General features: G+C 58.3%; 14 protein-coding genes and 1 tRNA gene. 8 read left to right on the top strand and 7 right to left on the bottom strand.

Going from position 1 to position 24,413, the window contains the following annotated elements:
• Window positions 1–65: 65 nt before the first annotated feature.
• The gene (gene treC / locus C8273_RS00765) at window positions 66–1,700 is read left to right on the top strand and encodes an alpha,alpha-phosphotrehalase (protein WP_106625973.1); all 1,635 of its coding nucleotides are present in this window, start codon (window positions 66–68) and stop codon (window positions 1,698–1,700) included.
• Between the two features lie 171 nt (window positions 1,701–1,871).
• Here the strand turns inward: treC and C8273_RS00755 are convergent, their stop codons facing one another.
• On the bottom strand, window positions 1,872–2,834 hold the full coding sequence (locus C8273_RS00755; protein WP_106625972.1) for a D-2-hydroxyacid dehydrogenase: 963 nt from the start codon (window positions 2,832–2,834) through the stop codon (window positions 1,872–1,874).
• 237 nt (window positions 2,835–3,071) lie between these two features.
• Window positions 3,072–3,926 (bottom strand): aldo/keto reductase, encoded by an 855-nt coding sequence (locus C8273_RS00750; RefSeq protein WP_106625971.1) that lies wholly within the window; start codon window positions 3,924–3,926, stop codon window positions 3,072–3,074.
• 194 nt (window positions 3,927–4,120) lie between these two features.
• Between C8273_RS00750 and C8273_RS00745 the strand changes: the two genes are divergently transcribed.
• Window positions 4,121–4,357, top strand: a complete 237-nt coding sequence (locus tag C8273_RS00745) for a DUF1653 domain-containing protein (protein ID WP_106625970.1) — start codon at window positions 4,121–4,123, stop codon at window positions 4,355–4,357.
• A gap of 86 nt (window positions 4,358–4,443) precedes the next feature.
• Here the strand turns inward: C8273_RS00745 and C8273_RS00740 are convergent, their stop codons facing one another.
• Both C8273_RS00740 and C8273_RS00735 read right to left on the bottom strand, forming a co-directional pair.
• On the bottom strand, window positions 4,444–9,000 hold the full coding sequence (locus tag C8273_RS00740) for an AAA domain-containing protein (protein WP_159060723.1): 4,557 nt from the start codon (window positions 8,998–9,000) through the stop codon (window positions 4,444–4,446).
• 34 nt (window positions 9,001–9,034) lie between these two features.
• Window positions 9,035–10,462: an aldehyde dehydrogenase family protein gene (locus tag C8273_RS00735; protein ID WP_106625968.1), complete on the bottom strand. Its 1,428-nt coding sequence runs from the start codon at window positions 10,460–10,462 to the stop codon at window positions 9,035–9,037.
• A 603-nt stretch (window positions 10,463–11,065) separates the two neighbouring features.
• On the opposite strand from C8273_RS00735, the gene C8273_RS00730 reads away from it, so the two are divergent.
• The 5 genes from C8273_RS00730 to C8273_RS00710 all read left to right on the top strand — a co-directional run bounded on the left by C8273_RS00730 (window position 11,066) and on the right by C8273_RS00710 (window position 16,915).
• A complete protein-coding gene (locus C8273_RS00730; protein ID WP_199820958.1) occupies window positions 11,066–12,082 on the top strand; it encodes a FecCD family ABC transporter permease in 1,017 nt (338 codons plus the stop codon).
• On the top strand, window positions 12,079–12,852 hold the full coding sequence (locus tag C8273_RS00725) for an ABC transporter ATP-binding protein (protein ID WP_106625967.1): 774 nt from the start codon (window positions 12,079–12,081) through the stop codon (window positions 12,850–12,852). Before C8273_RS00730 ends, C8273_RS00725 begins: the two co-directional genes overlap by 4 nt.
• A complete protein-coding gene (locus tag C8273_RS00720; RefSeq protein ID WP_106625966.1) occupies window positions 12,849–13,898 on the top strand; it encodes an ABC transporter substrate-binding protein in 1,050 nt (349 codons plus the stop codon). Before C8273_RS00725 ends, C8273_RS00720 begins: the two co-directional genes overlap by 4 nt.
• Window positions 13,895–15,811, top strand: a complete 1,917-nt coding sequence (locus C8273_RS00715; RefSeq protein ID WP_106625965.1) for a TonB-dependent receptor plug domain-containing protein — start codon at window positions 13,895–13,897, stop codon at window positions 15,809–15,811. The genes C8273_RS00720 and C8273_RS00715 overlap by 4 nt, the downstream gene beginning before the upstream one ends.
• Window positions 15,812–16,183: 372 nt before the next feature.
• Window positions 16,184–16,915, top strand: a complete 732-nt coding sequence (locus tag C8273_RS00710) for an NAD-dependent protein deacylase (RefSeq protein WP_106625964.1) — start codon at window positions 16,184–16,186, stop codon at window positions 16,913–16,915.
• A gap of 331 nt (window positions 16,916–17,246) precedes the next feature.
• Here C8273_RS00710 and C8273_RS00700 read toward each other — a convergent pair whose 3' ends face one another.
• The gene (locus C8273_RS00700) at window positions 17,247–18,131 is read right to left on the bottom strand and encodes a DMT family transporter (protein WP_106625963.1); all 885 of its coding nucleotides are present in this window, start codon (window positions 18,129–18,131) and stop codon (window positions 17,247–17,249) included.
• A gap of 4,549 nt (window positions 18,132–22,680) precedes the next feature.
• Here C8273_RS00700 and C8273_RS00690 point away from each other — a divergent pair.
• Window positions 22,681–23,442 carry a hypothetical protein gene (locus C8273_RS00690; RefSeq protein ID WP_106625961.1) on the top strand — a complete coding sequence of 254 codons (762 nt, stop codon included), beginning with the start codon at window positions 22,681–22,683 and terminating at the stop codon, window positions 23,440–23,442.
• Between the two features lie 120 nt (window positions 23,443–23,562).
• Here the strand turns inward: C8273_RS00690 and C8273_RS00685 are convergent.
• A tRNA-Thr gene (locus C8273_RS00685) sits at window positions 23,563–23,638 on the bottom strand.
• Between the two features lie 122 nt (window positions 23,639–23,760).
• Entirely contained in the window at window positions 23,761–24,285 is a 525-nt protein-coding gene (locus C8273_RS00680) for a hypothetical protein (protein WP_106625960.1), read from the bottom strand.
• Between the last annotated feature and the right edge of the window lie 128 nt (window positions 24,286–24,413).

Here is a 24,413-nt window from a genome sequence, read left to right as displayed (position 1 = left end):
CACATTGAGCGATGAAGGCGGTTTATGGCGGGTAGGTTTTCACATAACCAAAAGGAGTATACGCAATGGATATACGGGATAAAGTCGTTTACCAGATCTATCCGAAGTCCTTCTACGATACGAATGGCGATGGGCTTGGCGATCTCGCGGGGGTCACGGCGAAGCTCGACTATCTGAAGGAGCTTGGTGTCGATTTCCTCTGGCTGACTCCGTTCTTTGTCTCGCCGCAGAACGATAACGGCTACGATGTCGCGGACTACTGTGCCGTCGACCCGCGCTTCGGCACGATGGAGGATGCGGAGGCGCTGATCCGCGCGGCGAGGGAGCGCGGCATCGGCATCATGCTCGACATGGTATTCAACCATACATCGACGCAGCACGCGTGGTTCCAACGTGCGCTTGCGGGTGATCCCGCCTATATGGACTACTATATTTGGCAGGACGGCAGGGAGGGGCGGCCGCCGACGAACTGGGTGTCGAAGTTCGGCAAAAGCGCGTGGGAGTACGTGCCCGCCCGCGGGAAATACTACCTCCATCTCTTCGATGTGACGCAGGCGGATCTCAACTGGGAAAATCCACGCGTGCGCGAGGAGCTGAAGCAGGTCATTCGTTTCTGGAAGAAAAAGGGCGTGGAGGGATTCCGCTTCGATGTCGTGAACCTCATCTCAAAGCCCGCCGTTTTCGAGGACGATCATAAGGGCGATGGACGGCGCTTCTACACGGATGGGCGACACGTCCACGAATTTTTGAAGGAACTCACGCGTGACACGGGCATTGACGCGATGGTCACCGTTGGCGAGATGTCCTCCACTTCCTTAGAGAACTGCATCCGCTACTCCAACCCCGCCGAAAAGGAACTCTCGATGGTCTTCAGCTTCCATCATCTGAAGATCGACTACAAGGACGGTGCAAAGTGGGCGCTGCAGGAGCCGGACATCGGAGCGCTCAAGAAGCTCTTTTCTATTTGGCAGGAGGGGATGGCGGCGGGCGCCGGCTGGAACGCCGTCTTCTGGTGCAACCACGATCAGCCGCGCATCGTCAGCCGTCTCGGCGACGACGGAGCGTATTGGAAAGCGTCCGCGAAGATGCTCGCCGCATGCACTCATTTTATGCGCGGCACGCCCTACATCTACCAGGGCGAGGAGCTCGGCATGACGAATGCGGGGTATACGGACATCGCGCAGTACGAGGATGTCGAGAGCCTGAACTACTACGAAATCCTCCTTGCCGCGGGGAAATCCAAGGAGGAGGCGCTGCATATCCTCTCCGCGCGCTCGCGCGACAACAGCCGCACCCCGATGCAGTGGAGTGCGGCGGAGAATGCGGGATTTACGAGCGGCACGCCGTGGCTCGCCCTGCCCGACAATTTCACTATGATCAACGCTGCGGCAGAGCGTATGGATCCCGACTCGATTTTCCGCTTCTATCAGACGCTCATCCGCCTGCGGAAGGAGATGCCCATCATCCAAAGGGGCGACATCTTCTTTCTTGAGCGCGAAAACGCGAGCATCATCGCCTATGAGCGCGCCTATGCGGAACAGAAGCTGCGCGTTTACTGCAATTTCCGCGCGGCAAATGTCCCCCTCATGGAGGACAGTCTCGATGCACTCACGGAGGCGGGCTGGAAAAAACTCCTCGGCAACTACGAGGGGCTTGCGGCGGATCTGCGCCCGTACGAGGTCGTCGTGCTCACGAAGTAAGGCGCAGGTGCCTGTTATAATAAACAATGAAGTCCGTCAGATTGGTGTAGATTTTACGTCCTATCAAGGCGGCAAACCGGACGCATAGCAGAGCTATGTGGAGGATTTGCCAACGATGAGAGGACGGAAAAGATGCACTAAGATGACGGTGCTGAATTTATCAATGCTTCCTTAGTTCACTACATTTGTCGGCTTGCCGTCCATAAACGCACGTACATTGCTCGCCGTCATCTGCATGATGCGCTCGCGTGCCTCCTTGGTCGCCCATGAGATGTGCGGGGTGATGATGCAGTTCGGCGCATGGAGGAGGGGATTGTCCGCCGCGATCGGCTCGCTCGATGCTACGTCCACCGCTGCCCCGCCGACCTTGCCGCGCGTGAGCGCCGCCGCCAGATCCTCCTCCACGATGAGCTGCCCGCGTCCGTTGTTGACGATGATGACGCCGTCCTTCATCTGCGCGATGCGTGCGGCGTTGATGATCCTATCGGTCTCAGGTGTGAGCGGGCAGTGCAGGAAGATAAAGTCCGCCTGTGCGATCAGATCATCGAGCGGCACATAGTCCGCCAGCGCTCGTCCCTCGGGACGCTCCGTCCTGCTGTAGGCGAGCACACGGACGTTCATTGCACGCAGGATGCGGGCGACTGCCTGTCCGATGCGTCCAAAGCCGATGATGCCCGCCGTCTTGCCGCTGACCTCGATGAGCGGGCGCTGCCAGTAGCAGAAGTCAATGCTCTTCGTCCACTCCCCTGCGTGTACCGAGCGGTCGTGATGCCCGATGTGGGAGCACGCCTCCAACAGCAGTGCAATGGCATACTGTGCGACATTGTCCGTACCGTAGACAGGCACATTCATGACGGGGACGTTCTTCTCGCGTGCATAGATCGTATCCACGATGTTGTAGCCCGTTGCGAGTACGGCGATTGCCTTGAGGTTTGGGCACGCGTCGATCACGGCGCGCGTGAGCGGTGTCTTGTTCGTTACGGCGATCTCCGCATCGCCGATGCGCGCGGCGATCAGCGGCGACTCTGTGAGTGCGGTGCGGTCATAGACGGTCAAATCACCGAGTTCCGCAAGGGGCGACCAGCTGATGTCTCCCGGATTTTCGGCATAGCCGTCGAGTACCACAATCTTCATCGTATTTCCTCCTACCTGCGAATCTATCACACGGGAATGTTCGTATCACAGCCTTGCGTTACTCCTAAGCGAACCCTAGTGGAGCAAGTGAGTAAAGGATGCGTTCTGCTCCCGGCGTACTTCTTTCGTCCAAGCGTAGCGCGTTTAAGAAGTGCGCCGGTATTTAGGCAGATAAGCATACGATCACTTGTGTAACGAGGTGTTCGCGTGGAGTATGCAAGGCATAGACGCATCTCACTACTCAATATGCAGCGGCTCTTTGCGCGTCGGCGGTGGGAAGGCGCGGTCGATCGCGGCGCAGTCCTCTGCTGTGAGATCGAGCGCATCCGCGCCCGCATTGCTGACGGCGTGCTCCTTGCGCCCCGTACGCGGAATGGCGATGGTGTTCCCGTCGCGGATCGCCCATGCAAGTGCGACCTGCGCAGGGGTCGCGCCATACTTTGCCGCAATCTCTGCGATTACGCGGCTCCCGAGGAGGTCGCAGCCGAGCCGCCCCACCTGTGCGAGCGGGCAGTACGCCATCAGTGCGACATGGTGTGCCCGCATCCATGGCAGGAGGCTGTAGTCGATGCCGCGCGAGCCGGCATGATAGAGTACCTGATTGACGGCGCAGTGCGTGCCGCCGGGGATCTGCCACAGTTCCTCCATGTCCGCCGTGTCGAGGTTTGACACACCCCATGCGCGGATCTTGCCCGCCGCACGCACCTCCTCCATCGCCGCCACCATCTCTCCAAGCGGGCGGCTGCCGCGCCAGTGATAGAGGTAGAGATCGAGATAGTCCGTCCCGAGATGGGCGAGGCTGCGATCCAGCGACTTCATCAGCTGTGTACCGTACGCGTTCGACGGCATGACCTTCGACACGAGGAAAAGATCTGCGCGATCATATGGGCGGATTGCCTCGCCCACCAGCCGCTCCGCGCGTCCGTCGCCGTAGTTCTCCGCCGTGTCGAGCAGCGTCAGCCCCGCCTCGATCCCTGCGCGCAGTGCCTCTACCTCACGATCGTAGCTCTCCGGCGCATCGCCGAGATACCACGTCCCCTGTCCGAGTGCGGGAACCGATGCTCCGTTTGAGAGCATTACCGTATGTTTCATTTCGTCATCCTCCTACAGATTGGAGCAGCACATAGAAGAGCGGTCTGCTCCGTTCGTATTCTTTTCTTAATTTTACACGAATTGCGCCGATAATGAAAGTTTTTTCATAATAAAAAGAGCTTTTGACAGGGCGCCGCTCAATCTCTATAATCATGTGCAGACACGCATCTATGGAGCAGCGATCAGGAGGCACTATGACACGCGAAACACCACGGCACGGCGAGATCTGGCGGCACTTCAAGGGCAACCTCTACCGCATCGAGACGGTCGCGGAGCACACGGAGACCGGCGAGCGGCTCGTCGTCTATCAGGCACTCTACGGCAGCTATGGCATCTATGCGCGTCCGCTCGCAATGTTTATGAGCGCGGTGGATCGCGCCAAGTATCCCGATGCGGCGCAGCAGCATCGCTTTGAAAAAGTACAGCCATAATACACGAACACCCCGACGAAAATGGCGGGGTGTTCGTTTGCTATGCAGAGAACGTCAGATCATGGCGCGGTGGAAGCTCAGGTGTCCTATTCTTTTTTCGACAAATATATTTCTGCTCTACGCCGTACTTCCTCGACCAAGTCACTGCGTACGACGGTGTCCGCAGGTGTGGCGGGATGGATGTCGTGCGCCTCGAGCTCGCGCATCACGCCCTGCATCGCCTTTCCTGGATTGCGGTAGTAGGTGCTGCCGCGCAGACGGATGAACTGCCAGCCGAGCCGCTCAAGGATCATCTGACGCTCCATGTCCTCATAGACCTTCTCCGCGCCGCTGTGCCAGCGGTCACCGTCGCACTCGAGTGCGATCTTTTTCGCACCGTCGCGCACAACGATGTCGATACGGTAGTGCCCGACCGGCCATTGCTGAACGATGTCGTAGCCATGATCGACCAGTGTCTTTGCCACCGCCTCCTCAAACGGCGAGCCCGCCATCTGCCGGATCTGCGGCAGTGCGCTGTCTGCTGCATGCGGATTCGCCGCATAGTTCAGCAGCTTGCTGCGGATGTCCTCGCCCTTGAGTGCGGATGCAGGAAATGAGTGGAGAATCCAGAGCTGATCCCGTGCACGGCTCACAGCAACGTTATACCGCTGAACGATTTTTGTGTCCCGCGTGAGGCGGAGCATCCCGTCCTCCTCTGCACTGTCCACCATGTTCAGGATGATAACGTCGCGCTCATCCCCTTGGAACTGTGCAGCGTCGCCGCAGAGAATCGCATGATGCTCCATATCGACGGAGGAGCGCAGCAAAAGTTCCATGACAAGCGTCGACTGCTCGTTCCCGAGGAGGGAAATCACGCCAATGGTCTTATCCCGATATGCGTCCATTTCTGTCATTGCCCGAATAAGCGCAACGGTATGCTTCGCCTCCGCCCGATTGATTTTCTTCTTCCCGTCCCGTGTACCCTCGATGCGCTGTGGAACAAGCGCGGGCAGGAGAGTGCTGTCAGTCCTATCCCGCAAGGGTTTGATATTTCCATCATAACACAGCATGTTAGAAAATCCGATAATGTCGGGCACACAGCGAAAATGCTCGCGCAGCATGAGCGGATGGCAAACGGTCTTGCCGAGATCGTAGAGTGAAAGCCGTCCCGTATAATAATGCGGTGCCGGGATGCGCCCGACAAGAGTCATTTTGATGAGTTTGTTGACCTCACTCTGCTTTTCTCCGACCGCGAGCGGACTGACCTGCTTGTCGTCGCCGACGATAATAATCTTCGTACCGAGATAGAGCATGGTAAGTGCACTCAGATCCGCCTGACTCGCCTCGTCCACAATGACAACATCAAAATGATGTTCCCTAGGGTCAAGCTGCAGGAGAGCCGTCCGTATCGTCATAATCCATGCGGGGACGGCTCTCTGACACAGCCCCATCAGCTCACGCGCCTGTGCGCGCAGTGTGGGCGCATGTTTCCCTTTGCCTGTACCGAGTGCCTGCATCGTGATCCGCCAGCTTTGTAAGTTCTGTTGAACGCTTCCGTCACGCTCCGAACGCCGCAGCATATATTCCCATGCGCTGCAGACCGCCGCCTCCTCCGTCGTTGTACGATAGTCCCTGCCCAGCTCCGTATTCTGACGGCGGTACTCTGCCGGCGAGAACTTTGTCAGCTCCCCCAACATGGCATCGTATTGTTTCCACCGCCATGCCTCCTCGATGTCCGTCGGAACCTCGGACGCACCATGAATCCCGCGTCGTGCACGTATTGCATCCGCCCATCCGGGTGCGACAACCTGAAGTTTTTGCAGGGCATCCTCGCGTGCCGTATATATGGAAGTTTTTCCGTGAAGAATCGTGATGTTCCGGAAAACATCAGCATAGCCCTCCTCGTCCTCGCCGAAAAAGGCGCGAACGAGATCACTTACCAGAGTCGATTTGCACCTTCGCAAATCTTCGATTGACCGGTCAACCACACGCAGGGCGTCGTCTGTCGCGCAGTATCTTCCATAGACATCGAGGAGGTTACAAAACAGCGGCAAAAATTCATGAACACAGGACAGTATCTGTTTCATGTATTCTGTTTCACTTATCATCTCTTTCCGCAGGAAAACGGACTCTGCATCAAGTGCGGCACACTGCATCAGTTTGGTCAACGTTCTGTAGTCTCCGTCATACCAATCAAGATATCGGAAAATGCTCGAAAGCGCGGTCTGTGCCACGCGCTCTGGCTCTGCGGCATCCAGCTCTGCAAACGCCGTCACACCATGTCCCGCGAGAAGTTCATCCCATCCGCGTCCACACGCCGCCCGTTGCTCCGCAAGGGAGAGCGCGGAGCGGACGAGTGCGCAGTCCGCAGCTGAGCCGATCCGTGCACCGTTGATGCGCGTCCACCCCTCCACACGATCAAAGGACTTGTCAAAGAGGCGTTTGAAAAAACCGATCTTTCCGTTCTGTCGATAGATCTCCTCCATCTTTGGCAGAACACGCTGCATCTCGGTACGATTCGCATCGTTCGAGATGGTCACCTGCTTGCCGAACGACACTCTAACGAATTGCTCTGCAGACGCCGCAGTCTCCTCGATCTGCGTGCAAAGGCGTGTCCAGCGTTCCCGATATGCACCGCCGCGCCTACCGTCCGCGGCAGCCTGGATATGCCACGGTGCAAGCGTCTCAAACGCATCAAGATATTGCTGCAGTGCCGCTATAGAGGATTTCTCTGCACGCACGAGCGGAATGTGGTGTCGCTCACGCATCAGAAAAACACCGATCCGATTTCGTATAAGAGTTCCGTCCAACTCCTCCGCCATCGTACGCAGTTGCTCCTCCAATGCCCTCTTCTGAGCACGCAGAGACAACAGTTCCTCGGGTGCAATCAGCGTCTCCGGATTGGGAACATCCAGTGCCAGCTCACGCTCCTCATCAGCGGCGAGCAACCCGTTGCTCCGATAAAGTGCATAGAGTTCCTCGAGCGAGAGGGGCAGTCCTCTCCCTGTGGCGACCTTGCCCGGAATGACCGTCGCATAAAGCGGCTCAAATTCCTGCACGAACTTTGCCGCTTTGGCGGGCGAAACGCTCTCCCCTGCATAGACAAAGTTCTCTTGTTCCCAACATTCAATCTGATAGATTCGTTTTCGTACATCTGCAAGTTCGTGTATGATTTTCGTGCGCTCCGCACGTAACTTCTCCTTCTCCTGCCGCACATCGCGTGAATCATGGCACGACATATAGGATGAAATGCCATCTACGGATCGCTCCATATCGTGATTTGTCTCATCCAACAGGGAGATGCAGAGGCTCTGCATCTTTTCCGGCATTTTCTCGCGCAGCACAGAGAGTGCCTTTTTTGTATGACTGGTGACAAGGATACGTTTCCCCTGCGCAAGGAAGTGCCCCATTAGATTCACAATCGTGTGCGTCTTGCCCGTGCCCGGTGGTCCCTGCACGATCACAGCATCGTATCGCTCGATCTGCTGGGCGATGGCGAGCTGCTCACGGTTGGCGGGCATGGCAAGCAGGATCTCCGGATCTTCCCCGCCAAGCGCGGCGAGCCTCTGCTCCGCCGTCTGTGCGGGGCGTTCCTCCATGGTGCGCTTCTCGTGCAGCCCCGCAATCGCCCAAAGAGGCTGGGGCGCATAGCCCGTCGCGTCGATATGGTCAAGCACGCCATCGACGAACTTTGCCAGCCCGTCCACGCGTCTGCGCATGAAAAAGACAGGATTATCCTGCAAAAACAGACGCTCCTTCGTATTGGGAGGTGGCGTTTGATTGCGCTTCAAAAATAATCCTTTATCTGAAAGAGTTCGCACCGCCCCTCTCAGGAAGTCGCCCCCGTCAGTCCGATCAAGGGGATGAAAATCATTCTGCACAAGCGCCTGCAGCACATTGGGGACAGCATTGTGATGCACATTCTCAGATGCCGCCAATACCGTTGTATAAAGCTCGGATTCTGCTTCCGTATCCCGAATAGCGACCTCGTTTCTGCGTGCATCAAAGGTCATACGCACGCGCTTCAACAAAATTGGGTGACGTATACTTAGATCGTTATTATCGGTCAGAATGCCGTTGCCAACCACTAATTCTTTTGTCTCAGAGTCCTGTTCAAGCTCCTTGGATACGCGGCGCAGCTCTAGAAACAGCTCCCGTATCTGACTTAAACGAACATATTCTTCGACCCACAGCTCACGTTTCTTGAGCCATGCACGATAGACTTTAACACGCGATGCATTCTCCTCGAAGATCTCCCGCTCTTCCCATAAAGAAACTTCCGCATCTCCGCGCTTTTGACGCGGACGCTCCGTATGGTGAAGTACTTTCTCATCATACCGATCCCACCCCGGCAACAGCCACGGGCGCAGGATATCGTCCGGCGCGGGGCACGCCGAAAGCTCCGGCTTGCGCACCGTCAGAATCCAATCATCCTCCGCCGCATCCTCGTCCGCCGTCACATCCGCTGTTCCCGCCACAGCTTTCAGTGTATCGCGGTAGGAAACATGCACATATTCATCGTCCTGCGGAATCTGCGCCATATATTTTTTCCACAGCTGTTTGTCAATATCTAGGACACTCGTCATCTTCAGCTCTGCCATGCCCTTGAGAAATGTGAAAATGGATTTGACCCGCTCGCGCTCCTCGATCGTGTGCTTTGCCACAGTCTGCCCCCTTTCTCTATGATTATTTGCCGTCTCACCCCTCGACATTCAGTACGATCAGCTTTTCCTCAGTGAGCTCGCGTATGGCGTAGGCGGGTCCCTCCTTGCCGATGCCGCTTTCCTTCACGCCGCCGTAGGGCATATTATCCATGCGGAAGGTCGCACCGTCGCCGATGATGACCCCGCCGACCTCAAGATGCTCGGCACAGTAGTTTGCGACGGCGAGGGAGCGTGTGAAGACGCCCGCCTGCAGACCGTAGCGCGACGCATTGACCGCCGCGACCGCCTTCTCGATGGTATCGTAGGGAATGATGCTGACGACGGGCGCAAAGGTCTCCTCGGTGACGACCTTCATCGCGGGGGTAACGTCCGTGAGGACGGTAGGCTCGTAGAATGCACCCCGCCGATTGCCGCCCGTGAGCACGCGTGCCCCCTCATCCTCCGCCTCATCCACCCACGCCTCGATGCGCTGCGCCTCGCGCTCGGAGATCATGGGGCCGATCTGCGTGTGTACGTCCATGAGATCGCCGCTGCGGAAGCTGCGCGCCGTCTCTGTCATTGCCGCGCAGAACGCCTCGTAGATGCTGCGCGATACGTAGACACGCTGACAGGAGATGCAGACCTGCCCCGCATTCACAAACGCATGGCGCGCGCAGTGCTCGGCGACCCATGTGACATCCGCGACATCCTCGTGCACGATGTTTGCGGAGTTCGAGCCGAGCTCCAACGAGATGCGGCGAAAGCCCACCGCCGCATGCAGTGCCTTGCCGACGGGCACGCTGCCCGTAAACGAGAACATCCGGATGCGCTCGTCCGCCGTGAGGAGATCGCCGATTTTGTCGCCCGCGCCGTAGACGAGGTTGAGACAGCCCGCAGGCAGCCCCGCCTCCTGAAACACGTCGCACAGGAGCGATGCCGTGAGCGGCGTCGCCGAGGCGGGCTTGTAGACGACGGTGTTGCCCGCCGCAAGCGCCGGGCCGATCTTGTGCGCGGCAAGGTTCACGGGGAAGTTGAACGGCGTAATCGCGCAGACGACGCCAAGCGGACGGCGGATCGTGAACGCCATGCGATTGCTGCAGCCCGGCGCACCCGCCAGCGGTACGGTCTCACCGCGCAGACGCTTCGCCTCCTCCGCCGAGAGGATGAAGGTCTGATAGGCGCGGTCAATCTCGCCGCGTGCGTCGCGGATGGGCTTGCCCGCCTCAGCAGAGAGTGCCGTCGCGAACTCCTCACGGCGCTCGCGCATGAGGTTTGCCGCACGCATGAGGATCTCGTAGCGCTCGTAGGGACTGAGCTGTACCTCATGGAAGGCACGCTCCGCCGCATCCACTGCCGCACGCACATGCTCCGCGCCCGCTGCAGCGATCTCGGCGATCACCTCGCCCGTCGCCTTGTGATAAACGGGGAGCGTTCCCTCGCCCGCAACGCGCTTGCCGTCGATCAGCATTTTGATGGTCTTCATTGTGGTATCCTCCGTACAGATTCATTTTCTTTCAATTATAAATGTACGGTGGAAATGTGGCAAGCAAAAACGGAGCAGAATTCCCTGCTCCGTTTTGTGCTTTCCTGTGAAGAAACGATGTGCTATAATGAACCCAGCGACTGGTGAATGTCGGTTTACTCCCTTCCGGGGGGTGATGTGCGTGACGCTTTTTGAAAAGCTATCGCTTCTGATTGCGTCGGCAACGCTCGTAGTCAACATCATATTTCTGATTACTAGATAGGCAGAAAAAAGAGCCGTACGTGCGGTTCACGTCGGCTCCTCTTTCAAGAACATAAAATTCTGCGGAGAGACCGGCGATTCCACACACCAGTCGTCCTTTTATGCTGTTATTATAGAAAAATATTCTACAAATGTCAAGCACGGCACATCCCGCTCGATGAGATGTGTCGTTTTCTTATGCCCCGATCTCTCTAATCTGCACAAATATATCTATTATATCTACTGCGAGAGATTTTCATTGACAGCGGCTATGAAATGAAGTATCCTCGACATGAATATTATTCACGTTTAGGAAATACACAATATTCTCATAGAAAGGGATTTTTCTTGCATATCAAAGCTATGCTCGGCTCGCCGCCCGCACTCGCCATCCTGCTCATTCTTGTCGCCGTACTCGCTATCTCGGCGGGCAGTGTCTCCGTGCCGCTCGCCGATACGCTCGCCATCATCACGGCAAAGCTCGCGGGGCGCATCCCCGCCGTTGATCCTGCGCTCACGGACATTATATGGTCGCTGCGTGTGCCGCGCGTCCTGCTCGCAATGACAGCGGGAGCGGGACTGGCGCTTGCGGGTGTCGTCATGCAGGCGAGTGTGCAGAATCCGCTTGCGGAGCCGTTCATCCTCGGCATTGCCTCGGGCGCATCCGTCGGCGCGACACTCGCGATCCTCATTGGGACGGCGGCAATCCCCTTTGGTGTGCCGGGCGCGGCCTTCCTCGGGGCAATCCTTGCGACGCTCGCCGTCCTCATGCTCGCGGGGATTCATCGGCGCGTCTCGACCGTGAAGCTCGTGCTCGCGGGTGCGGCGATCAGTGCGCTCTGCGTCGCGGCGACCAATTTTATCGTCTATATGGCGGCGGACGCGGAGGGGATGCAATCCGCGGCGTTCTGGACGATGGGCAGCCTTGCCGATGCGAAATGGCACAGCCTCTTCCTGCCCGTTCTCATCGTCACCGCACTCGCTGTCTACTTTCTCTCCCAGCTGCGCACGCTCGACGTGCTCCTGCTCGGCGAGGAGCTTGCCGTGACGCTTGGCATCGACGCAAGTGCAAAGCGCCGTCTCTACATGGGGCTTCTCGCGCTGCTGACGGGTGTCCTCGTTGCGACCTGCGGCATCATCGGCTTTGTCGGGCTGGTCGTCCCGCATCTCGTGCGTGCATTTACGGGTGCGTCCCATCGTCGGCTGCTGCCGGCAGCCCTCCTCGTCGGTGCGATCTTCCTCGTCGTCGCCGATCTCCTCGCGCGCACTCTCCTACCGGCGGGCGATCTGCCCATCGGTATCATCACGGCACTCATCGGTGCACCGCTCTTCATGAAGCTGCTCTTCGGCAGCAGTGGGAACTTTGGAGGCGGACGATGAAAAATATTCACATCGAAGGTCTGAAATTCTGCATCGGTGCAAAGGAGATCCTGCACGGCATCCCCGCCGACCTCCCCGCCGACCGCTTCGTCGCACTCCTTGGACCAAACGGCTGCGGCAAGTCCACCCTGCTGAAGCACCTCTACCGCGTCCACCGCGTACAGACGGGAAAGATTACGATGGACGGCACACCGATTGCGGACATCCCGCTGCGCGCGGCGGCACAGGAGATCGGTGTCATGGGACAGTTCCACGCCGTCGACTTTGATTTCAGCGTGGAGGAGATCGCCCTCATGGGACGCGCTCCGTACAAGGAGAGCTTCGAGGAGGACACGGAGGAGGATCGCGCACTCGTCTCTGCGGCGCTTGCGCGCGTCGGCATGACGGACGCGGCCGAGCGCTCCTTCAATGAACTCTCGGGCGGCGAGCAGCAGCGCGTCATGCTCGCGCGCTGTCTCGTGCAAGAGCCGCAGCTGCTCATCCTCGATGAGCCGACAAACCATCTCGACATCAAGTATCAGCTGCATATACTTGAGCTGGTCAAAAGCCTTGGTATTGGCGTGATTGCCGCGCTCCACGACCTCAACCTCGCGGCGATGTACGCCGACCTCCTCGTCGTCATGAAGGCGGGGCGCATCGAACGGATCGGCACGCCAAGGGACATCATCACAGAGGAAATGCTCGAACGCATTTACGGCGTGCGTGCAAACGTTACCTACGATGCGGAGGGGCTGCCGCTCGTCGACTACCGCACGGAGCAGATGCCATGAATGCGACGCAGACAAAGGGCAGAACACTCCGCCGCATCACTAATATGCTGCGCCTCCTCCCCCTGCTCGCGTTCAGTGCCCTCATCCTATCGCTCGCGGCGACCGATGGGCGCGGCTCGTACGCGAGGGACACGGTGTCGGACGGCATCGCATACACAACATCGGACAGTGAGGGACGTCCTGCTGCGTTCACACTCGCACATACACCGGAGCGCGTGCTCGTCTCCTACCCGGGGGCGACGGAGCTGCTCATCGACCTTGGCCTTTCGGATCGCATCATCGGAACGATTGCACCCTACGGTGCAGAGCCGCCCGCCTATGCAGACGCATACGCGGCACTTCCGATTCTTGCCGCGCCCTACGTCCCGAGCCGTGAGGAGGTTGTGGCGCTCCGCCCCGATCTCATCATCGGGTGGTCACATCACTTCACCCCCGAGGCGCTTGGCGATGTCTATTCCTATTTCGACCGCAGCATCGGTGCGTACATTGTCCCCGCCACCGTGCGCAAGGGACACCCGAGCCTAGAGGAAACGGTCTATCCGTTTATCAAAGATATGGGTCATATCTTCGGTGTGGAGGAGCGTGCGGCGGCGTATACCGCAGGGCTGAAGGAGCGCGTCGCCGCCGTTGAGGCACGGACAGCGGCGCGCGGACAGCGCTATACTGCGATGATCTTACAGGCGCACGGCAGCAGTCTCTACAGCATGTACGGCCCCGCCTACATCATCGACGACATCGCACGCAAGGCGGGTGCGGACAACATCGTCGACCGCCAGATGCGCGCCGTCGGTCCCGAGCGCGTCCTTGGATTTGCACCCGAGGTCATCATCTATGTGAATCCGAAGGATTGCACGGAGGAGGAGGCACGCGCGGAGCTGCGCGGCGATCCAAATCTCCAAAATATGAAAGCCGTACGGGAAAATCGCATCATCATCGTGAATTTTTCCGATGTCAACAACGGGAACGGGCGCTGTATCACGGCGCTTGAAGATATAGCCGCAGGGCTGGATGCCCTCAGGGATGAATCAGAAGGGATGAAAAGATGAAAAAATCAATACTCAGCGGACTGATTGCGGGCGCACTCACCGTTGGAATGGGCTGTGCTGCAGCGCCGGCAAGTGCGGAGGAGGCAGCAGGTGAGGCGATGCAGTCCTACACACTGGACGATATCGTCGTCACGGCGAGCCGCAGCGAGACGGCGATCAGCGACGTGCCGGCGGATGTCACGCTGATCTCGGAGGAGCAGATCGAGCGCGGCAACTACAAGAGCGTCTCCGATGCACTCAAGGGGGCGAACATCAACGTCGTGCAGAAGGGCTTTGCCGCCTATCCCGTCATCAACGGTGACTCGCGCGTCCTCGTCATGGTCGACGGCAAGAAGGTCAACTGGGATCACCTCATGGTCAGCGGCGATGATAACGCAATCAACGTCGACCAGATTGCGATCGGCGAGGTGGAACGAATCGAGATCGTACGCGGGCCAAACTCCTCGCTCTATGGCGAGCGCGCCGTCTCGGGCGTGGTTAACATCATCACGAAGCGTCCGGCGGCGGGGAAACCGAGCGGCTCCGTCAACATACAGCTCGGCTCGTGGGGTGAGAAACGTGCGGGGATAAACGTCAGCGGCGGCGATGAAAAGAATATGATCCGTATCGGCGCAGCACATGAGCGCCGCAAGGATTTCCAGTATAAAAACGCCGAAGGAAACAAACGCACCTTCGGAAACAGTGATATTGAGCATACGGACTATAACATCGCCTATGACCGTATCATGGGCAACGACCGCCTGACCGTGGACTACAGCCGCCATGAAGCAGACGACGGCTATGGCATTTTCCTCGGCGACCCGAAAGAAGGCATCCCTTATTACAAATCCTGTCTACGTACGACGGACAGTGTATACGGCATAAGCTATATGTTCGGCGCGAAAAAGGACGGCGAGGGCACGTTCCTGCGCTACTATCACAGCACATCGAATGCCGACGGTCCTTTTGATTCCTCGTTCGGACCGTCCCCCTACACCCACAATCTCCGCCGCGATACCTTCGAGGGGCAAAAACTCTGGATGCTCGGCAATAAAAATATGCTCGTCGCAGGAGTCCTCTGGGCGCGTGACAAGATGCACGAGGAGAACAGCGGAACGCTTGATGTGTCCGCCACAACCAAGGCACTCTTCCTCGAAGACGACTGGCAGCTCGGACAGGGCTACGCGCTCAAGCTCGGCTCGCGCTTAGAGCATCACAACGAATACGGCTCCGATGTCGCGTCGCACATCAGCCTGAACAAGAAATTTGACCGCAAAACGCACGCCTACATCTCGTGGGGACAGGCGGTCAACAACCCGACGCTCAAGATGCTCCATGCCAATACAGCGTTCATGCTCGGCAACCCGAATCTCAAGCAGGAGAAGTCCCACACCTTCACCATCGGTGCTGACAGTCAGATCACGCGCAAGTGGAATGTGTCCGCGAGTCTCTACCGCAGCAAGGTGAAAAACGCGCTGAACTGGGTATGGAGCGGACGCACAAGCTATTACAACACGGAGCGTGAAGATCGGCGCGGGATGGAACTGAGCACACGCTATCGGGCGAGCGATATGTGGACGATTCGCGCCGCATACAGCTATGCACACGTCGAATCCACCGACCGCTATAAAGGCTACCTCTCCACAAATACCCGCCCGAACGGCTACAATCTCGGACTCTCCTACACGCAGGGGAAATGGGACGCCGATCTCGACCTCAACTATGTAACGGGACGCAGCAAAGAGCGTTTCACGGATACCCAGTACATGACGCTCGACCTCGGCGTGAACTATCACATCTCGCCGGAGTTCAAGGTCTATCTGAAGGCACTGAACCTCACGGATGAGAGCTATGAGACCATCGGCTATACGACGCTTGGTGCATATGCCGCGCCGAGCCGCCACTTCATCCTTGGCGGAACGTACAATTTCTGATTTCCCCATCGCACACAAAAACGGAGCAGACGCATATCTGCTCCGTTTTTTGCTTTCCTGTGAAGAAACGATGTGCTATAATGTTCGTAAGTGGCTGGTAAAAAGCTGGTTTTCTCTCTGCTTCGCAGGGAGGTGATGTGCATGAGTTTATATGAAAAACTATCGCTCGTGCTAGCGGCGGCAACGCTCGTGGTCAACATCATATTTCTGACTAGGTAGACAGAAAGAAGAGCCGCTGTGCGGTTCACGTCGGCTCTGTCTTCACGAAAGATAAAACTTTGAGGGAGAGACCGGCGGGTCCAATCACCAGTCACTCTTTTTATAGTTTCATTATACTCATCCACAAAAAATTGTCAAGCAAGGAGGTACACGATGGACACGATTGCAGCACTCAGAGAAATCCTCACAGAGAGCCGCCGCGCGGTCTTTTTCGGCGGGGCGGGTATGTCCACAGAGTCGGGGATTCCCGACTTTCGCAGCGCGGGCGGCATCTACAGCGAGACGCTGCATCAGGAGTTCGCACCTGAGCAGATGGCATCGCACAGCTTCCTCATGGCGCATCCCGCCGAGTTCTTCGACTTCTATCGGCGGCGCTTTGTCTACCTCGCAGCGGAGCCGAATCCGGGGCACTACGCGCTCGCAGAGTTGGAGCGGCGCGGCATTCTCGCGGCGGTGGTGACACAGAACATCGACGGGCTCCATCAGGCGGCAGGCTCAAAGACGGTCTACGAGCTGCACGGCTCGATCCGCCGTGCGCACTGCATGGACTGCGGCGCGCATTACGGGCTCGACTACATCCTCCACCATCGCCCCATCCCACACTGCAGCTGCGGCGGCATTGTCCGCCCCGATGTTGTACTCTATGAGGAAAGTCTTGACACAGCGACCATTGAGGGCGCTGTCGCCGCCATCCGTGCGGCGGACACGCTCATCATCGGCGGTACGTCGCTCATCGTCTACCCTGCGGCGGGACTGATCGACTACTTCCGCGGCAGTCACCTTGTCCTTATCAACAAGAGCGAGACGCGTGCCGATGCCCGCGCCGAGCTGGTCATCCGTGAGCCGATCGGTGATGTGCTGCATGCGGCGCTGCCGGAGGAATAAAGGCTTCATTTGGGGCGCCCCTATCGGCTCGCAAGCTCGCCACTTCCCCCGCTTCGGCGGGGGAAGCTAAGGAAGCACTGATAAATTCAGCACCGCCATCTTGACGCATCTTTTTTGCCCGCACTTCGTCGGCAAATCCTCCACATAGCTTTGGCTATGCGTCCGGTTTGCCTCCTTGTTCGGACGAAAAAATCTACGCCAATCTGACGGACTTCATTTTATCAGCGATTCCCTAATATGCCGTAACCTCAGCCTCCCCCGTTCACAACGGGGGAGGGGGACCGCGTAAGCGGTGGAAGGGGCGCTCCGAGAGCAGCCCTCCTTTTGTTTTTCAACGCACCTTCCCTCGCCGCACACTCTGCAAGAGGATCCCGCCCATGATGAGCACGAGTGCGAGGAACGCCGCGCTGCTCATCTCCTCACCAAGCGTTATGGCAGAGACAACGAGCGAGAGGAGCGGCACAGCGTAGGCGAGGTTTGCAACCATCGCCGAGTTCCGCGCCCCCTGCAGTGCCATCGCCCACCAGAGATAACCCACGGCATCAATGAATACACCGAGCCACAAGAGACCGAGCCACTGTGTCCACATGGGTGTGACCCACTCCTCCGTGAGCAGCGTTACGGGCAGCGAGCAGACCGCCGTCACTCCCCACGCCAGAATCATCATCACCGTCTGGTCGATGTTCCGCCGCTTGTTCAGCACACAAAAGAGTCCGTAGCAGAGGGCTGCGAGCAGACAGGCGGCGGTGCCAAGCAGCCCGTTTCCCTCGGCGCTGCCCTCCCCGCCGAGGGTGAGTACCACCACACCGGAGAACGAGAGGAGGAGTGCGACGGCGGTGCGCAGGGTAATCCGCTCCCCGAGGAGCAGCGCGGCAAAGAGGACAATCATCATCGGCCAGAGATAGTTGAGGAGGCACGCCTCCTGCGAGGTCAGCTGCGAAAGCCCGTAGTAGTACAGCCCCGAGTAGAGGAAAAGCCCGAGGAAACCGAGCCCCGCCATAGCCGCATAGCCGCGTATGTCATAGATACGAAATATGCGCCCCCCGTCGCGCACAAGCTGCACGACGAGCAGGAAGAGGCTCGCAGCGAGCGTGCTCAGAAAGAGCGCCTCAAATGTCGGGATCGCCGTGAGCAGACTCTTCACCAGTGCCGCCGTCGTCGACCAGATCACGACCGCGCTAACGGCATAAAAGTAGACACGTCGTTGCCCCTGCATTGCAAAAGTCCTCCGCACGGATTTTATTCAAATACATTCTACCACATAATTCTGCAAATGGAAAATGGGATGATCACAGAAAGTTTAGCAGCTTTCTGCGGTCATCCCATTTTTATACAATCATCGTTTAGAACATCCAGTTTACCGATGCGCCGCCCGTAACGCCCTGGCGCTTGCCCTGCCAGCCCGTAAGGTGGAGGTCATAGCTCACGCGGCTCGCCTTCGGTGCGAAGCGGTAGCCGAGTTCGAGGAGGGCGCTTGATCCCTTGAGCGTGGGGGTCGGTGTCCCTTCGCCGTCGTAGCTTGCGCGTGCATCGCCGCCGAACTCGTACTCCCATGCAAGTCCTGCATAAAGCTGTGCCGCATCCTTCAACTCCTGCGTCCAGCGTAGGCCGAGGCGTGTGCGGTGCGAATTCACCGCATCGAAATGATAACGCTCGCCCGTGGAGATCGTCTCGTCCGCAGCGCCCGTATGCGCGTGGAAATAGCGCAGGTACACATTCAGTGTGTCCTTTTCGCGCAGACGCAGTTCCTTGCCGATGCCAAGATGCCCCGCATAGTAACTGCTTGCGCTGTCGTAGCTGGCGGCGGTGCCGTCCAAGACGCCCGCATAGTCGCTCTTTGTACGCCCCAGACGCATGGACGCTTCTGCCCATGTGCCATCCGTCGTCTTGAGCTTTGCCATAACGCCGAGCCCGAGATAGCTTGCCGTGCCATCCGCGTGCGTGCCGTCGTCGAGGTAGGAGTCGTAGCTGCCGCGGCCATACTCGACGAATGGACCAAAGGTGAGCGTTCCCTCCGCCACGGCGAGCGGACGCGCCCAGCCGACACCGAGACTCCAGCCCTTCATATCGACATGGGAGCCGGTCTTATACTTCATTGCATTGCCGCCCATGCCTGCCCAGAGTGCATAGCTGCCACCGTCTGCCGCACCTTGTCTTGCAGCCTCCTTCTGCGCCGACGGCAGTGCCGTCTCCACGAGGAAATCTCCGCCGCTGCCGAGGAACGCCGCTGCACCCGCACGCGTCTCGACGAAGGATTTCGCCTGCTCGGCAAACCCGACACTCGTCACCGTTGCGATGAGCTTGTTCCGATTCGCTGCATCGGGCGCAACCGCGAAGCGATAGAGGCGCGACACGCCGTCCATGCCCTCGCCCGTAACGCGTGCGGCATCCCCCGTGATGTTGCCCGCCGCATTCTCCATCAGCGTGAACGTATCGCCCTTTTGGAGCTTTGCGGCTGCACCGCTTCGTCCGACGCGGATCTTCAGCCCGCTTACATCCTTGTCGCCGCCTGCATTCGTCAGCTTCAGCAGCGTGGGTGCGGTATTTGCTGCCGCATCCCCGAGGTAGAAATGGAGATTCTGCACGCCCGCAAAGTCTCCGATCTCCGAGGAGCGCGCCGCATTGTAGTATACAGCAAGCGTATTGTTCACACCGCCCGCCGTACCGCCGACGCGTCCGCCTGTCACGGTGCCCGTGACGTGCGTGCCGCGCAGGGCAATCACGTTGCCCGCCGCCGCTGTGCCGCTGCCGCCCGTCACATTGCCCGCGAGGTCAAAGGTGCCGAGATCGAGCGTATTGTGCGAGGCTGCGCCCGTCGTCGAAACAGCACCCGTGAGGTTTCCTGTGAAATTGCCGCCCAGCGTCACGACATTGCCCGTCGCATCGCCGGTCGACTGCCCGCCAATGACTGCTGCCGCAGAGCCGTTGGTCACCGTCACAGTGTTGTTCGTCGCCGTGCTGCCGTGTCCGCCGATGACATCACCAAGGGGGCTGCCACCGTCGATGTGCACGGTATTCTTCGTTGCTGCACCGTTTGCCGCAAATCCGCCGTAGACATTCGTTACGGTCACGCCGCTCTTGACCGTGACGGTATTGTCATGGCTGTCGTTCTTATCCGTCTGCGTCGTGCCAGCGCCGCTCGTATGACCGCCGTAGAAGTCGGCATAGCTGCCCGAGGTCAGCTCTACCGCATTATTGCGCGTGGAGTTACCCGCACGCGAGATGCCGCCGTAGCCGTTCGCATCGCCCGCGAGCGTCACGGGTGCCGTCACCCCTGCGAACTGATACGACTCCGCGCGGATACTTGTCACGTTCGTATCCGAATGCGTGTCCGTGTCGATGTTGCGCTCCGTCGTATCCGTCGTCGTTGTGATTGCGCCCGTGTAGTTCGCCACATCCAGACCGTGCGGATTGGAGAGAAGCGTCACCCCTGCGCCCGAGCCGTCCGTTGTGAGCTGCGCCCAGTCCAGCCATGTGCGCGCCGTCCCCGTGATGCCGAGCATCGGCGTTGCCGTGCTTGCCCCTGCGAGGTCAAAGTGGAACTTCTGGAAGCCATTCATCTGTGCGGCGGTGCTGTTGCCCTTGACGCGCAGCGTGTTGTCCGTACCGCCCGCCGCCGTGCCGACCATGCCGCCTGTAACCGTACCGCCAACCGCAGCATTCGTCAGCTGGACGGTGTTGTTCGTCGCCGTGCNCATCTGTGCGGCGGTGCTGTTGCCCTTGACGCGCAGCGTGTTGTCCGTACCGCCCGCCGCCGTGCCGACCATGCCGCCTGTAACCGTACCGCCAACCGCAGCATTCGTCAGCTGGACGGTGTTGTTCGTCGCCGTGCTGCCACGCCCGCCGATGACAGCCCCGCCGATGGTCGTGCCGTCAATATGCACCGTATTGTCGTGCGCCGCACCGTTTGCCGCAGACCCGCCGTAGACATCGCCCGTGACCGTCGCGCCGCTCTTTACCGTGACGATATTCTTGTAGCTCGCGTCCTTGTCTTCCGCTGTCGTGCCCGTGCCTGTCGTCCAGCCGCCGTAGACATCCGTATGCGTGCCGCTCGAAAGCTCAATCGTATTCTCACGCGTGGAGTTGCCGCCGACGGAGCGTCCGCCCCAAGTGTCTGTGCCGATCTGCGACGGAGTTGTCTGCCCCTTGAATGCGTAGCTTGTAGACGTAATCTCATGTGCCGTGGACGCCTGCGTGTCCGTGTCGACGATGTGTTCGACGCCATCATCCGTCGCGACCTTTTTCCCATTATAGGTCAATCCGAACGCGATGTCCGATCCACTCTGCCGCATGAGCGTGATTGTTTGGTTCAAAAGGGATGCTGCGGGCGTTCCAGTCACAGATAGCTGCGTCCAGTCCATATCCGTCTGTACCGCGCCGCCGACCGTCAGCAGCGGATTTGCCGTGCTCGCCACACCCGCAATATCAAAGGCGTATTTCTGCACCTCTTTGATGCGATCCTGTACGGTGTTCACGCCCTTCACGGTCAGCGTGTTGCCCGTACTGGTCGTGCCGTCACCGCCGACAATCGACTGTGTGACCGTTACGCCGCCGTTTAGATAGATCTTGTTGTTGTTTGCAATCGCGGCGCTGCCGCCAAAGACCGCCGGAACCGTCACATTCGTCAGGTGCACCTCGTTCTCTGACGCCTCCGTATGCGCGTCGCCGCCGTAGATGAGATCGGTGTATGTGCCGCCCGTGAGAACCACCTTGTTTTTCGTCACCGTTGCGCCGTTGTACGACTTGCCGCCGTAGACGGGCACGCCGATCGTACCGCTCTTGATGGTCACACTGTTCTCCGAGATCGTGCTGCCGATGCCGCCGACGATGCTCTGGACAACGCCGCCCGCAATCTCCTTCGTGTGGTCAATCGAACCGGGGAACTGTGCGCCAAGGTCTTGGAACGTCGCGTTCTCGATGGTCACACTGTTCTCGCGAATCGTAGCCAGCGGCGAAGAAAAGCCACCCGATCCGCCGTAGACATTTTGCATGAAAGCGCCGCCGCTGATCTCGACCGTATTCTTCTCCGCCGTTCCATAGGTCGAGAGACCGCCGTAGCCGCTCTGCACGACGGAGCTGATCACACCGAGATGATTGCCGCTCGCCGTATTCTCCTGCCCCGTGCCGTTCGCCTCACCGCCTTTTGCCGTCTGAACCTTTGAGAGGTTGTAAACGAGCGCCGTATTATCGCGCACCGCGCCGTTCAGCCCGCTACCGCCAATCGCAATCTTCACCTGCGCCCCGTCGACATGAATGCGGTTGCGCTCGACGACGGTGCCCGCAAAGTTGCGCCCGCCGTAGCCTATGCCCGTGTAGTAGCCCGTGCCCATGAAGCTGACATTCTTGAATGTGAGCAGATTGCCCACGATGGGGGTATTGTCTCCGGGTCCCGTCGATGCTCCGCCCGCCAGCTCCGCCTGATTGAGACGCGCATCGCTCGGATCCGAGATCGTTACCTCTGCCGCAAATGTCGTCTGAGGAGAGATGAGTGCCCCCCCCCCGAGGACAATGCGAGGGCGACAAAAAGAGCCAGAGAACGCCGATTCATTTTCTTTCCCATAAAATCTGCCTCCTGCATATTGATTCCTAATAAAACACGACCATGGCAATTTTACAACGAAATTAAGGAACGCGTCAAGACGGGAAAAGTTCACTTACATAAAATAATCCGAGATTACAATGGAACTTTAATCCTATTGACAAGAAGTTTTCGCCCATATAATATGATTTTAGCATATTTTTTGAGATGTGAAGGAGGTTCTACGATGAAGTTGGATTTCATGCGGCGCACAGCTGTGCTGCGGGCGGGGCTTTGTGTTTTGGCGATGATGGTGCTCCTTGGCGGGAGCGTGTCGCCCGCCTTTGCGGAAACGCCGCTTGCCCTGCGGTGGATGACGGGGCGGTACGAAGGTCATCCGACGATCACGCCGTTCGGGATTCCCGTGCACGAGCGAGTATCGCAGAGCGTGAAGGATTTACAGGACAACGTGCTGATTCCAAACGGTTGGAAGAGAAATCCCGGATACTACGACTACTACAATTTCGATGGAGTTGTTCTCTTTACACGGTGGAATGAGGCATTCAACGCGCAGGAAGAGCTGTGGATTTCCTATTGGCGCCATGCAAAGAACTGGCCGACCGGCGCAGTCTCCGGATGGACGCTGCTGTACGTGACAGAGGACGGCGAGGCTGCAACGCAGAACCTCTATCATCAGATTGCTGACGAAGTTCAGGAGATCGGGCAGGAGTATGGCTATTGGCAGTCGTTTCTTCATCAGCGGGGGCTTGGAGACGATGGCTCCTACTACACGTTTAAGCCCGCCGGTGTCGAGGGCTATGATGAGGACATGGAGCTCGGTCCCGGCGACGGCGGTGTGATTCTGACTCCGCTCCAGTGGCATGCGCACGTTGTACAGGGGCCGGACGGACATGGTGCGATCCGCACCGCCTCCGTATACATCGGTGCCCCGTACGATTATCAGCACGGAGTTGTTTATCACGAAGAGGAGGATCCCCTCCTGCAATAGAGGAATCGCTGCGTACCTCAGCCGCCCTGCCCATTTCTGCAGGGCGGCTTTTGCTGTTGATCCGCAAGTGTATGACACAAAAAAAGACTCCCGATCTCTCGGGAGTCCTTGCTGTTCAAATGGAGCTGATTATAGGACTTGAACCTACGACCTGCTCATTACGAATGAGCTGCTCTACCAACTGAGCTAAATCAGCATACCGCCGCACAGGCGATAGTGGAATTATAACCGAGGGCGGCGCTCATGTCAACCCTGTTGCAAGAAAAATTTTCATGCGGAAAAAGCCCATGCGTGCAAGCTTCGCGGATTCCGTATTTCTCATGGGATCCGCGTGTAGAAGTCGTCGTTGTAGACCGTCGTGCTGCGCTTGAGGAACGAATTGTAAAAGGGCTTGCTGCCGTAGAATTTTGTATGATAGGCCAGGTAGAATGCGATCTCGCCCGCCGGCATCGAAATGCCCGTCTCCGCCCACGATCCCTGCGGCGGCAGGAGCCGCCAGTCGTCCGCTCCCTCCTTTGCCACGTACATCTGCCGCAGATCCCAGTTGTAGAAGAAGCGCATGGTACGCACATCCGTCACGGTACCCCTGCCGCCGCTGTAGAAATCATCTTCATTGCCGATGGCGCTCCGTGCCGTGAGGACATTCACCGCGATGATGTACTGCGGCGGTTCGTACTTTTGTACAACCAGCGAGGTGCGGTCAACGTACCATGCCGTCCCCATGTGCCCGTCGCAGAGAATGAGGTCGCGGTCGCCGTTCAGATACATCGGATAGTTCGCGAATCCGACCGCAGACAGGGAAAACACAAAAAGACCGATGAGCAGCAAACAAAATCGTTTCATTGATAACACCTCCAAAAAGATTAAAATGTATATATTTTAATAATTCTACGTTTTCTTTCAAATTCCTTCCTGCGCACAAAAACAACATCCGCTTCATTTCTCTTTCATTGCTGCTTAATCTTCCTTTG

The organism is Candidatus Centipeda massiliensis (assembly GCF_900290285.1).
GTDB classification, from domain to species: domain Bacteria; phylum Bacillota; class Negativicutes; order Selenomonadales; family Selenomonadaceae; genus Centipeda; species Centipeda massiliensis.
The sequence above is the reverse complement of the archived record's forward strand: the minus strand, read 5'-3'. Positions and strand labels throughout refer to the sequence as shown.

What these genes read in the sequence shown, in the direction of transcription:
- treC (WP_106625973.1), top strand. Translation starts at nt 66, where the DNA reads ATGGATATACGGGATAAAGTCGTTTACCAGATCTATCCGAAGTCCTTC.
- C8273_RS00715 (WP_106625965.1), top strand. Translation starts at nt 13,895, where the DNA reads ATGAAAAAATCAATACTCAGCGGACTGATTGCGGGCGCACTCACCGTT.
- C8273_RS00755 (WP_106625972.1), bottom strand. Translation starts at nt 2,834, where the DNA reads ATGAAGATTGTGGTACTCGACGGCTATGCCGAAAATCCGGGAGACATC.
- C8273_RS00745 (WP_106625970.1), top strand. Translation starts at nt 4,121, where the DNA reads ATGACACGCGAAACACCACGGCACGGCGAGATCTGGCGGCACTTCAAG.
- C8273_RS00680 (WP_106625960.1), bottom strand. Translation starts at nt 24,285, where the DNA reads ATGAAACGATTTTGTTTGCTGCTCATCGGTCTTTTTGTGTTTTCCCTG.
- C8273_RS00750 (WP_106625971.1), bottom strand. Translation starts at nt 3,926, where the DNA reads ATGAAACATACGGTAATGCTCTCAAACGGAGCATCGGTTCCCGCACTC.
- C8273_RS00700 (WP_106625963.1), bottom strand. Translation starts at nt 18,131, where the DNA reads ATGCAGGGGCAACGACGTGTCTACTTTTATGCCGTTAGCGCGGTCGTG.
- C8273_RS00690 (WP_106625961.1), top strand. Translation starts at nt 22,681, where the DNA reads ATGAAGTTGGATTTCATGCGGCGCACAGCTGTGCTGCGGGCGGGGCTT.
- C8273_RS00710 (WP_106625964.1), top strand. Translation starts at nt 16,184, where the DNA reads ATGGACACGATTGCAGCACTCAGAGAAATCCTCACAGAGAGCCGCCGC.
- C8273_RS00720 (WP_106625966.1), top strand. Translation starts at nt 12,849, where the DNA reads ATGAATGCGACGCAGACAAAGGGCAGAACACTCCGCCGCATCACTAAT.
- C8273_RS00730 (WP_199820958.1), top strand. Translation starts at nt 11,066, where the DNA reads ATGCTCGGCTCGCCGCCCGCACTCGCCATCCTGCTCATTCTTGTCGCC.
- C8273_RS00725 (WP_106625967.1), top strand. Translation starts at nt 12,079, where the DNA reads ATGAAAAATATTCACATCGAAGGTCTGAAATTCTGCATCGGTGCAAAG.
- C8273_RS00735 (WP_106625968.1), bottom strand. Translation starts at nt 10,462, where the DNA reads ATGAAGACCATCAAAATGCTGATCGACGGCAAGCGCGTTGCGGGCGAG.